General features: G+C 46.1%; 11 protein-coding genes. 5 read left to right on the forward strand and 6 right to left on the reverse strand.

Going from position 1 to position 10,965, the window contains the following annotated elements; all coding sequences use genetic code 11:
- Positions 1-142: 142 nt before the first annotated feature.
- From rpoD to rpsU, 4 genes are all read right to left on the reverse strand, one after another.
- A complete protein-coding gene (rpoD, locus tag ACWYU8_RS15885) occupies positions 143-2,017 on the reverse strand; it encodes an RNA polymerase sigma factor RpoD (protein WP_457520716.1) in 1,875 nt (624 codons plus the stop codon).
- A gap of 99 nt (positions 2,018-2,116) precedes the next feature.
- Entirely contained in the window at positions 2,117-3,877 is a 1,761-nt protein-coding gene (gene dnaG, locus ACWYU8_RS15890; protein WP_457520718.1) for a DNA primase, read from the reverse strand.
- Between the two features lie 143 nt (positions 3,878-4,020).
- Positions 4,021-4,464, reverse strand: coding sequence for a GatB/YqeY domain-containing protein (locus ACWYU8_RS15895; protein ID WP_457520719.1), 444 nt, complete (start codon positions 4,462-4,464; stop codon positions 4,021-4,023).
- A 29-nt stretch (positions 4,465-4,493) separates the two neighbouring features.
- Positions 4,494-4,709 carry a 30S ribosomal protein S21 gene (rpsU, locus tag ACWYU8_RS15900; RefSeq protein ID WP_001145625.1) on the reverse strand — a complete coding sequence of 72 codons (216 nt, stop codon included), beginning with the start codon at positions 4,707-4,709 and terminating at the stop codon, positions 4,494-4,496.
- Between the two features lie 229 nt (positions 4,710-4,938).
- On the opposite strand from rpsU, the gene tsaD reads away from it, so the two are divergent.
- A complete protein-coding gene (tsaD, locus tag ACWYU8_RS15905; protein WP_457520721.1) occupies positions 4,939-5,955 on the forward strand; it encodes a tRNA (adenosine(37)-N6)-threonylcarbamoyltransferase complex transferase subunit TsaD in 1,017 nt (338 codons plus the stop codon).
- Between the two features lie 148 nt (positions 5,956-6,103).
- Entirely contained in the window at positions 6,104-6,919 is an 816-nt protein-coding gene (locus ACWYU8_RS15910; RefSeq protein ID WP_457520723.1) for an alpha/beta fold hydrolase, read from the forward strand.
- A 21-nt stretch (positions 6,920-6,940) separates the two neighbouring features.
- Here ACWYU8_RS15910 and plsY read toward each other — a convergent pair whose 3' ends face one another.
- On the reverse strand, positions 6,941-7,552 hold the full coding sequence (plsY, locus tag ACWYU8_RS15915) for a glycerol-3-phosphate 1-O-acyltransferase PlsY (RefSeq protein ID WP_457520725.1): 612 nt from the start codon (positions 7,550-7,552) through the stop codon (positions 6,941-6,943).
- A gap of 249 nt (positions 7,553-7,801) precedes the next feature.
- Here plsY and folB point away from each other — a divergent pair, with 249 nt between their 5' ends.
- Genes folB through ACWYU8_RS15930 form a run of 3 tightly spaced genes read left to right on the forward strand, consistent with a single transcriptional unit; the run spans position 7,802 to position 9,459 of the window.
- Positions 7,802-8,161, forward strand: a complete 360-nt coding sequence (folB, locus tag ACWYU8_RS15920; RefSeq protein WP_182009950.1) for a bifunctional dihydroneopterin aldolase/7,8-dihydroneopterin epimerase — start codon at positions 7,802-7,804, stop codon at positions 8,159-8,161.
- Positions 8,158-8,640 (forward strand): 2-amino-4-hydroxy-6-hydroxymethyldihydropteridine diphosphokinase, encoded by a 483-nt coding sequence (gene folK, locus ACWYU8_RS15925; RefSeq protein WP_457520728.1) that lies wholly within the window; start codon positions 8,158-8,160, stop codon positions 8,638-8,640. Before folB ends, folK begins: the two co-directional genes overlap by 4 nt.
- 15 nt (positions 8,641-8,655) lie before the next feature.
- The gene (locus ACWYU8_RS15930; RefSeq protein WP_457520730.1) at positions 8,656-9,459 is read left to right on the forward strand and encodes an undecaprenyl-diphosphate phosphatase; all 804 of its coding nucleotides are present in this window, start codon (positions 8,656-8,658) and stop codon (positions 9,457-9,459) included.
- 216 nt (positions 9,460-9,675) lie between these two features.
- Here the strand turns inward: ACWYU8_RS15930 and ACWYU8_RS15935 are convergent, their stop codons facing one another.
- Positions 9,676-10,896, reverse strand: coding sequence for a multifunctional CCA addition/repair protein (locus ACWYU8_RS15935; protein ID WP_457520731.1), 1,221 nt, complete (start codon positions 10,894-10,896; stop codon positions 9,676-9,678).
- Between the last annotated feature and the right edge of the window lie 69 nt (positions 10,897-10,965).

Below are 10,965 nucleotides of genomic sequence, written 5' to 3' on the forward strand. Positions count from 1 at the left end.
TAGGTCAAAGATTATAGGGGAAGCGTTGTGAGGTGTCTAGATGCCAACACCGCTAATTGCGCTTAGTTTTTATCCACTTAGCACAGTTGATAATAAAAAAGGTGACCTAGAGTCACCTTTTTTGTTTTTTTTGAAGCTTCGTTTATTCGTCTAGGAAGCTGCGCAGTGTTTCTGAGCGGCTTGGATGACGAAGTTTACGTAGTGCTTTTGCTTCGATCTGACGGATACGTTCACGAGTAACGTCGAACTGCTTACCTACTTCTTCTAGAGTGTGGTCAGTGTTCATGTCGATACCAAAGCGCATGCGAAGTACTTTTGCTTCACGTGGTGTTAGACCTGCAAGAACGTCTTTAGTCGCTACTTTTAGGCTTGTCGCTGTCGCAGAGTCTAGCGGGAGTTCTAGCGTCGTATCTTCAATGAAATCGCCTAGATGCGAATCTTCGTCGTCACCGATTGGTGTCTCCATAGAGATTGGCTCTTTAGCAATTTTCAGCACTTTACGAATCTTGTCTTCTGGCATCTGCATGCGTTCTGCCAGCTCTTCCGGTAGCGGTTCACGACCCATCTCTTGCAACATCTGGCGAGAAATACGGTTTAGTTTGTTGATCGTTTCGATCATGTGTACCGGAATACGAATCGTACGTGCCTGGTCCGCGATTGAACGAGTGATTGCCTGACGGATCCACCACGTTGCATAAGTCGAGAACTTGTAGCCACGACGGTATTCGAACTTGTCTACCGCTTTCATCAAGCCGATGTTACCTTCCTGAATCAAATCCAGGAACTGTAGGCCACGGTTGGTGTATTTCTTCGCGATAGAAATTACCAGACGTAAGTTCGCTTCAACCATCTCTTTCTTCGCACGACGAGCTTTCGCTTCACCGATAGACATGCGACGGCTGATGTCTTTAACACTTTGTACGCTCAGAGAAGTCTCTTCTTCAATCATTTTTAGTTTCGTGATTGAACGACGGATTTCTTCTTCGTTGCGTTTGATTTTCTCAGCGTATGGCTTATCAGAGGCTAGAATTCCATCTAACCAAGCATCACTGGATTCATTGCCAGTGAACAGCGCAATGAATGATTTCTTCGGCATTTTGCCGTATTCAACCACAGACTTCATGATCAAACGCTCTTGAGTACGAACGCGATCCATTGCTGTGCGCAGTTCATTCACTAGGTGATCAAACTGTTTTGGTGTCAGACGGAACTCTTGGAACACATTCAACATCAACTCGTTAGCGGCTGCGGCTTTCTGGCTTTCGAAACCATGCTCGTTAATTGCTAACTGTAGATTTTGGTATGTGTTGCGCAGTTCATTGAATTTTTCGAGAGCTAACTCTGGGTCGATACCAACATCTTCTTCAGTATCTTCTGAATCGTCGTCGCTATCTTCGTCATCGTCCTCGTCGTCATCTACGTCTTCATTGTCTTCATCTTCCAACTCAGCTTCAGAAAGTTCTGAGCCGATATGGGTAGCTGTCGGAGCTGCAGTGTCATCAGCGTTTGGATCAACAAATCCAGAGATGATGTCAGTAAGGCGAAGTTCTTCTGCTTGAACTTTGTCAAATTGCTCAAGAATGTATGGAATCGTACCCGGGTATTCAGCAACAGATGATTGAACTTGGTTAATACCTTCTTCAATACGTTTTGCGATGTCGATTTCGCCTTCGCGGGTCAATAGCTCCACGGTGCCCATTTCACGCATGTACATGCGTACTGGGTCTGTTGTACGACCAATTTCACTTTCTACGCTAGAAAGTGCAGCTGCTGCGGCTTCGGCAGCATCTTCATCGGTAATATTTGTGTCATCATTTAGTGCTAAATCATCAGCATCAGGAGCAGTTTCTACTACCTTAATGCCCATGTCATTGATCATCTGAATGATGTCTTCTACCTGTTCTGAATCTACGATTTCAGCAGGTAGGTGGTCATTTACTTCGGCGTAGGTCAGATAGCCTTGTTCCTTGCCTTTAATAACAAGTGACTTTAGCTGTGACTGCGGATTTTGATCCATAGACGGTATCCAACTTCGTAATCTGGTGAAGGAATCAGTATGCGAAATGCAAACCACTTACTATAACAAATTAAATTGATGCTGACTAATTAAACAGGGTTACGCTTTTAAATCTAGCATAAGTGCTAGCAGCTCCCTTTTCTCTTCGGCTGATAAACCGACGCTTCTTGCTTTGGCCTGCAGGTTTTCAATTTGCTTTTCTACGCACTGGGCGATAATTTTGTCCAGCGAGTCTAAAAATATCTCTTCTTGATTGTCTTCATCGAGTGGAATATCCCAGCTCGCAAGACGAGACAGAAGCGCCTCATTCTGGCTATTGCGCCAGTGTTCTAATAATTGGCCTGTGTTGATATGGGGATGCGCCAGGCATTTTTCAAGGACATCGACAAATAAACTAAGGCCTGGTATTGACAAATCTCTTACTGCGGAAAGATCCGGTACCATTTGAGCATAGCTCGGATTTTGAATAAGTAGAGCAATAACCTCACGCATTGGAGTCCGTTTGATCTCTTTGTGCGGTTGAGGTCGAGTTTCGTTTACTTTTTTACGTTGTATACGGTGCCCCATGAACCCCGTAAGTTTGTCTAGTTTTTCATCTAGCTCATGTTGAAAGTCACGGTCTGGAATTTTATTAATCAATTCACCAGAAAGGTTTTTTAGTATTGATTTCCCTTCTGCATTTCCGAGGTTGATGTTGTTAATTAGTATCAAATTATCAAATAGATAGTTGGATAATGGCTCTGCATTTTTTACTAGTTCCTCAAAAGCTTCTGTGCCATTTTTTCTAACAAAGCTGTCAGGATCTTCGCCATCTGGAAGAAATAAAAATTTTAGTATGTTTCCACTTTTTAGATAACTTAGTGCATTTTCCAGAGCTCGCCATGCTGCTTCTTTACCTGCTCGGTCTCCATCGTAGCAACACACAACAGTATTAGTTTGCCGGAAGAGACGTTGTAGATGTTCACCAGTAGTTGATGTACCAAGTGAAGCCACAGAATAGTCAATTCCGTATTGTGCCAGCGCGACCACGTCCATATAGCCTTCAACCACAAGGATTTGTTGTGGTCTTCGGTGGGATTGTAAAACTTCATAAAGGCCGTAAAGCTCTTTACCTTTATGAAATATTCCACCTTCCACTTCTGGAGAGTTTAGATATTTCGGTGTGCCATCGCCTAGCACGCGGCCACCAAAACCAATCACTCGGCCACGACGGTCACGGATCGGGAACATGATACGACCACGAAAACGGTCATAGTGATGCCCCCTCTCATTTTCGATGAGCATTCCTGTTTTTAGGAGCTTGTTTAGGGCATCTTGATTCTGGCCGAAGTTCTTACGGACTAAGTCCCATTCGTCAGCAACGTAACCGATGCCAAATTTCTGCACGATTTCGCCAGATAAGCCACGGTCTTTAAGATACTCAATAGCAACTTTACTTGCTGGCAGCTTGAGCTGATTACGATAGAACTGAGCGATACTGCCCATCAAATCGTAAAGATTACGCTTTTCGCTGCTGCTGGCTTGTGGGCCTGATTTAGATTGACCACCGCCACTGCGCTGTTCACGTGGAACGTCCAGACCTAAATACGAGGCAAGCTCTTCAATGGCTTCCACAAAGTCCAGACGTTCAAACTCCATGATGAAGTCGATGGCGTTCCCATGCGCACCACAACCAAAACAGTGATAAAACTGTTTTTCTTGGCTAACGCTAAATGAAGGCGTTTTTTCGTTGTGGAATGGGCAACAAGCGCCGTAGTTTTTGCCTTTTTTCTTAAGTTTCACGCGTGCGTCGACGATATCGACAATATCAAGCCGAGCTAGAAGGTCATCGATAAAACTGCGAGGGATGTGTCCAGCCATAAAACCTAACAAAAAAGAAAAATCATGATTGGTGTGAATGAGTTACTGAGAAAGTTTGCGTGCGACTTTGAGTTGCTTCATTCAGATACAAACAAGCCGTGCGTTCCAAAGGATAGCACGGCTTGCTGCAATTGGGTTGGGTATTAAGCCAATTTAGCGCGAACTAAACCGCTCACTTTACCCATATCTGTACGCCCTTGAATTTGCGGTTTCAGAACGCCCATTACTTTGCCCATGTCTTGCATGCCAGCTGCACCAGACTCAACAATTGCATTCTCAATAAGAGTTGCAACTTCTTCGTCGGTCAGTGGTTGAGGCATAAAATCCTCAAGAACCGTAATTTCTGCTTGCTCCGCGTCAGCAAGATCTTGACGACCCGCTGCTTCGAACTGCGTAACAGAGTCGCGACGCTGTTTAACCATTTTAGTCAATACTGCAATGATATCGTCGTCGTTCAGAGTGATCTGTTCGTCAACTTCACGTTGCTTAATTGCTGATAGGGCTAAACGAATAGTACCAAGGCGCAATTTGTCCTTGGCTTTCATCGCTAATTTTTGCTCTTCTTTGAGTTGTTCAATCAGAGCCATAACTAATTTCCTTTTAGGGAGCTTAGTTATTAGTACAGGCGAACGCGACGAGCGTTTTCGCGAGCTAGCTTCTTAGCGTGACGCTTTTGAGCTGCTGCTTTAGCGCGTTTGCGAACTGTAGTTGGTTTTTCGTAGTGCTCACGACGACGCACTTCAGAAAGGATACCTGCTTTTTCGCAAGAGCGCTTAAAACGACGTAGAGCAACGTCGAACGGTTCGTTTTCACGTACTTTAACTACTGGCATATGCCTTTCACCTCAGGGGTTATTCGTTAATGCTGGCATTCAACAGGCCAAATCACAAATGTTTGGTCTCTTACCAGCTGATCAAAAATGGTGCGGAATTTTAATCCGATCACAACAGCTTTGTAAAGCCTTTTATCGACTATTGTCTGTACAAAATTTGTTTGCAGCACCAAGGCGAGGTAATATTACGCCTAAATTTCCTCTATACAGAAAGCATACTGAGAAAACCATGCGCATTATTGGTATTGAAACCTCTTGTGACGAGACTGGCATCGCGATTTATGACGATGAAAACGGCCTGTTGTCACACAAGCTTTACAGCCAAGTAAAACTTCACGCGGATTACGGTGGCGTGGTGCCTGAGTTGGCTTCACGAGATCATGTGAAGAAAACCATTCCTCTTATCAAAGAGGCGCTAAAAGAAGCGAATCTTACTTCCAAAGACATTGACGGTGTAGCATACACTGCGGGACCTGGTCTAGTGGGCGCCTTGTTAGTTGGTGCAACCATTGGCCGCAGTATTGCTTACGCGTGGGGCGTGCCAGCGGTACCGGTTCACCATATGGAAGGCCACTTACTTGCTCCTATGCTGGAAGATAATCCGCCTCCGTTCCCATTTGTAGCGGTACTGGTATCGGGCGGACACTCGATGATGGTGGAAGTGAAAGGAATTGGTGAGTACAAGATTCTTGGCGAGTCGATTGATGATGCTGCAGGTGAAGCCTTTGATAAAACGGCGAAGCTAATGGGATTGGATTATCCTGGTGGGCCACTACTGTCGAAGCTGGCAGAAAAAGGTACACCAGGCCGTTTTAAGTTCCCACGTCCGATGACAGACCGTCCGGGACTTGATATGAGTTTCTCTGGTCTTAAAACGTTCACTGCGAATACCATTGCGGCAAACGGTGATGATGAGCAGACTCGCGCTGATATCGCACTTGCGTTCGAAGAGGCTGTATGTGCGACGTTGGCGATTAAGTGTAAGCGTGCACTGGACCAGACTGGTATGAAACGTATCGTGATTGCTGGTGGTGTTAGTGCAAACCGTCGCCTGCGAGCGGAGCTGGAAAAACTGGCGAAGAAAGTTGGCGGTGAAGTGTACTACCCACGTACCGAGTTTTGTACTGACAACGGCGCAATGATCGCTTACGCAGGCATGCAACGTTTGAAAAACGGGGAAGTCTCTGACATGTCGGTAGAAGCGCGTCCGCGCTGGCCTATCGATCAACTGACGCCAATCGTGTAAGTCGATGGAGCCTATACAGGGCCTCTATTTATAGAGGCCTTTATTTTGGTAGCAGCACATCAACCGCGAGAGTGCGCACAAAGCAACAATCTCAGATGCCATGACTCATGGATAACCGCGGATAGAAAAAGAAGTAATGGATATTGCAATGCATAAATTTGAAATTGAAGGTCAGCAATTGGCTTATCTGGATAAAGGTGAAGGACCAGTATTGCTATTTGGTCACAGCTACCTGTGGGATAACCAAATGTGGGCACCCCAAGTTGAAGCACTGAGCCAGTTTTATCGTTGTATCGTGCCAGATTTATGGGCACACGGAGAATCAGATGCAGCTCCGGCCTCAACGCGATCTTTGGTCGATTACGCACAGCATATGTTGGCGTTGATGGATCATCTGGGAATAGAGCAGTTTTCTATTGTTGGGCTGTCTGTCGGTGGTATGTGGGGAGCAGAGCTGACTGCTCAAGCGCCACAGCGTGTTAAGTCTCTGGTTCTGATGGATACTTTTATTGGCTGGGAGCCAGAAGTAACACACAAGAAGTACTTTGCGATGCTTGATACCATCAATCAAGTTCAAGCCGTACCTGAGCCTATTGTTGAAGCGGTTGCGCCACTGTTCTTTGCTAACAATGTTGAACAAGTAAACCCGCAGTTGATTGATTCATTCAAACAAGAGTTACAGTCTTTGAAGGGCGAGCGCGCGGTTGAAGTGGCGCGAATAGGCCGAATGGTCTTTGGTCGACGTGATGTGATTGAAGATTCGGAGAAGTTTGCATTACCAACGCTAATCGCAGTAGGGCGTGAAGATAAGCCTCGTCCGGTATTCGAATCTTATTTGATGAATGACTGTATCACGGGCAGTGAGTTAGTGGAGATCCCAGAAGCGGGCCACATCAGTTCACTGGAGCAGCCAGAGTTTGTCAATCAGATGCTCCTGAACTTCTTAAATAAAGTTCACGCTTAAAGTCACTTCAAAAACTCGGTGTTACGCCGAGTTTTTTTCTGTCAGTTTCTTTTGGCCAATTTTGGGTTCTTCGCCAGATAACAAACGACGAATGTTCTGATGATGTTTAAACACAATCAGACAGCACAGCATCGCAACAGGCAGTGTGTATTGTGGTTTGAACATCCAGGTATAAAAAGGCGTTAATAAGACAGTCACCAGTGCTGCAAGAGAAGAGTAGCGGAATATGACCGCCACCGATAACCAGGTCAGCATGACTAATGCAGTGAGATCAAGTCCAATCGGAGCAATTGCACCTAATGCCGTTGCGACCCCTTTGCCTCCTTTGAAATGGAAGAAGATAGGGTACATATGGCCTAGACAGGCAGCGATGGCAATTACGCCGAGGATGATAGGATCAATATCGAGAAAGTAGCCTCCCCAGACAGGAATGGTGCCTTTAAGCATGTCACACAACAAAACGGATAGAGCTGCGCCTTTACCACCAATACGTAATACGTTGGTTGCGCCAGGATTATTCGATCCGACTTTCCTAGGGTCTGGCAATTTCAACAGACGACAAATTAAAACCGCACTGGATATAGAACCCAGTAAATAAGCGGCCATTGTCATTATCAGTGCCAGTGCGTCCATAGAAGTCCTTGAGGGATTGGAATTTAATGCTCAGTTCCTGCGTAGTTGGTATCATAGCTTGAATCTGCTTCCAGCAGAAATACTCTCTACGAAGGAGCTTGCATTATGTGAGTTCCTGTATATAAAGGTGTTTTGAAATTTTTATACCTAAGCAACCTTCGAGGAACTGCCAAAGGTTACTTAGGTATAGAATATTACGATCAAATTACCCTTAACGGGTATCCGACCTCTGGAATAGAAGGACACAAGATGGCTCTGGATAAAGTGTTTATTGAACAATTAGAAGTAATCACCACGATTGGCGTCTACGACTGGGAACAGCAAATCAAACAGAAGCTGGTGCTTGATATTGAAATGGCCCACGATAATAAACCAGCTGGAAAAAGTGATGATGTTCAAGATGCGTTGGATTACTCGCAAGTCAGCGAAGCCGTGCTGAACCATATTGAAAACGGTCGTTTTTTATTGGTTGAGCGTGTAGCAGAAGAAGTCGCAGAGCTGATCATGCAGCGTTTCTCTGTTCCTTGGGTGAAAATTCGTTTGGCAAAACCGGGTGCCGTTGCTCAAGCACGTGCCGTTGGTGTTGTGATAGAGCGAGGTCAGGCATGATCACCGCTTATATCGGTGTTGGTACAAATATAGACAGAGAGCAGCACGCCATGGTTGCTTATAAAGAGCTGCAACAGCTTGGAGAAGATCTGCTTGTATCACCGATATACGAATGCGAACCGATTGGGTTCAGCAGCCAGAATTTCTACAACTTTGTCATTGCTTTGCGCACCTCTTTGTCATTAGAAGAGATGAGTTATCGCCTTCGTGAGATTGAGTTTAAGTGGGGGCGTGAAGAAAATGCACAAAAGTATCAGGATCGAACACTGGATCTCGATATAGTGTTGTTCGGTGAGTGCATCTCGAAGCAAAAACCAGAGTTACCTCGTAGTGATATCTACAAATATCCCTTTGTCACAAAGCCTTTGTATGATCTCGAACCACAATTGGTTATTCCTGGTGATGGACGTACCGTCGCAGATATTTGGAACGCGATGCAACCGGTTGATTCTCTCAAGCCTGTTTCTTTTTCACTTTAAATTTGAGTTGTTTACATGAGTTATTTTGAAGCCTTTATCTTGGCTCTGATTCAGGGTCTGACGGAGTTTTTGCCTATTTCCAGCTCCGCGCACTTGATCCTGCCTTCCGCTATTCTTGGTTGGGAAGATCAAGGTCTTGCATTTGATGTCGCCGTTCACGTCGGAACCCTGATGGCCGTCGTGATTTATTTTCGCTATGAAGTGATCACGTTATTTAGGGCGTTGTTTGCCTCTATCTTCAAAGGTGATCGTGGTAAAGAAGCGAAACTGGCGTGGATGATCGTTCTGGCTACGATTCCGGCTTGTGTGTTTGGGCTACTGATGAAAGACATCATCGAGGTGTATCTGCGTAGTGCATACGTGATCGCAACGACGACAATTGTGTTTGGTTTACTGCTCTGGTGGGTGGATAAACACGCGCAACAGGTAGCAGACGAATACCAAACGGGTTGGAAGAAAGCACTATTTATTGGTATTGCTCAAGCGTTGGCGATGATCCCGGGCACCTCACGCTCTGGTGCGACGATTACTGCAGCGCTTTACCTTGGTTTTACCCGTGAAGCCGCAGCGCGTTTTTCATTTCTGATGTCGATTCCAATCATCGCTCTTGCCGGTAGCTACCTTGGCATGAAGCTGGTGACCAGTGGCGAGCCAGTTCATGTTGGATTTCTGCTGACGGGTATCGTGACGTCATTTGTGAGTGCCTACATTTGTATCCACTTCTTCCTGAAGATGATTTCACGTATGGGCATGACGCCATTCGTTATCTATCGTCTCATTCTGGGTGTGGGTCTCTTTGCTTTCTTGCTTAGTGCCTAACAAAACGCCTGATTTGCAGCTTGCGTAACCGCAAGCTGCATGCCTAAACCACCACGTCATTCTGAACAGCGACGAAGGAGCGTGATTCAGAATCTTCACTCCGAGTCTTTTGTGGCTTAGGCAATGCCTAACACGTCCCAGCGCGCTGATATTAGATTCCTAGTCTCGCTCAGGCTCGCTGGAATGACCTGGCATGAACACAATTCGGTTAATTAATCACTTATGTAAAGCCCGTCTTACTGCTTCAATCCGACGTTTTTCCTGTTCATCGCGAATATCAGGACCTTTGAAGCCGTCTTTAATGATTGCCTGAACATCGACGGCAGCTGCGGCCTGGTATGCTCGGGTAAAAATCTCCGCTTGAGGATAAGGCTTCTGTTCCAATCCTTTTCGGCCGGCATGATCCGCCTGACAGCAAAGCAGAATATCCTGTAAGCGATCGGCTTTCCGCCACACATCAAACTTATTGAGCACTTTGATGATCGTTTGCGGTTTTAACTCTGCAGCACGATGAATATTGGAATGTTGCTCGCAGACCATTAAGGCTAAATCGCGAAACTCATTCGGCACACGGACACGCTCACACAGTTTTTTTATCAGCTTTAAACCTGTATGACAGTGCATCTTGTGGCTTGGCCATTCACCTTTTGGCGTTACCCCTTTGCCGAGATCATGCACTTGTGCGGCGAAGCGTACGGGCAGGGAATTACTGAGTTTCGCCGCTTGCTCCGCCACCATTAAGGTGTGAATACCCGTATCGATCTCCGGATGCCACTTCTCAGGTTGAGGAACACCAAACAGCGCATCAATTTCTGGCAGGACAACCGCTAACGCACCGCAATCGCGCAGCACGGCAAGAAAAACATCGGGACGCGCTGAGGAGAGCGATTTATGCCATTCCTGCCAGACGCGAGCCGGTGTCAGTGTGTCGAGTTCCCCGGATGCAGACATATCGCGCATCAGTTGCTTGGTTTCTTTCGCGATGGTGAAACCCAATGGCGCGAGCTTGGCTGCAAAGCGTGCTACGCGCAGAACCCGAAGTGGATCTTCGATAAACGCATCAGACACGTGGCGGAGAACACGGTCATTAAGATCCTTCTGGCCATCGTAAGGATCGTATAAGTTGCCTTGGTCATCCATTGCCATGGCGTTAATGGTCAAATCGCGACGAATCAAATCTTCTTCTAACGTCACGTTTTGATCAAAGAAGCACTCAAAGCCTGTGTACCCGGAACCTGATTTTCTCTCCGTTCGTGCAAGCGCGTGTTCCTCTTTGCTACGAGGGTGAAGAAACACAGGGAAGTCTTTTCCTACGGCCGTGTAACCTTTGGCAAGCATCATTTCAGGCGTGGCACCAACCACCACCCAGTCATTGTCATAGCTCTCAATGCCGAGCAACTTATCCCGGACTGCCCCACCTACTAAATAAACTTGCACGCACTACCTCTTAATTTACGGATATGTCGTTGGACATTGTAGCAAGCAATGGTACTTTTCTTTACTCCC

The sequence above is a fragment of the Vibrio limimangrovi genome, from assembly GCF_054064025.1.

Coding starts and splice junctions, on each gene's coding strand:
- rpoD (WP_457520716.1), bottom strand. CDS start 2,017: ATGGATCAAAATCCGCAGTCACAGCTAAAGTCACTTGTTATTAAAGGC.
- dnaG (WP_457520718.1), bottom strand. CDS start 3,877: ATGGCTGGACACATCCCTCGCAGTTTTATCGATGACCTTCTAGCTCGG.
- ACWYU8_RS15895 (WP_457520719.1), bottom strand. CDS start 4,464: ATGGCTCTGATTGAACAACTCAAAGAAGAGCAAAAATTAGCGATGAAA.
- rpsU (WP_001145625.1), bottom strand. CDS start 4,709: ATGCCAGTAGTTAAAGTACGTGAAAACGAACCGTTCGACGTTGCTCTA.
- tsaD (WP_457520721.1), top strand. CDS start 4,939: ATGCGCATTATTGGTATTGAAACCTCTTGTGACGAGACTGGCATCGCG.
- ACWYU8_RS15910 (WP_457520723.1), top strand. CDS start 6,104: ATGCATAAATTTGAAATTGAAGGTCAGCAATTGGCTTATCTGGATAAA.
- plsY (WP_457520725.1), bottom strand. CDS start 7,552: ATGGACGCACTGGCACTGATAATGACAATGGCCGCTTATTTACTGGGT.
- folB (WP_182009950.1), top strand. CDS start 7,802: ATGGCTCTGGATAAAGTGTTTATTGAACAATTAGAAGTAATCACCACG.
- folK (WP_457520728.1), top strand. CDS start 8,158: ATGATCACCGCTTATATCGGTGTTGGTACAAATATAGACAGAGAGCAG.
- ACWYU8_RS15930 (WP_457520730.1), top strand. CDS start 8,656: ATGAGTTATTTTGAAGCCTTTATCTTGGCTCTGATTCAGGGTCTGACG.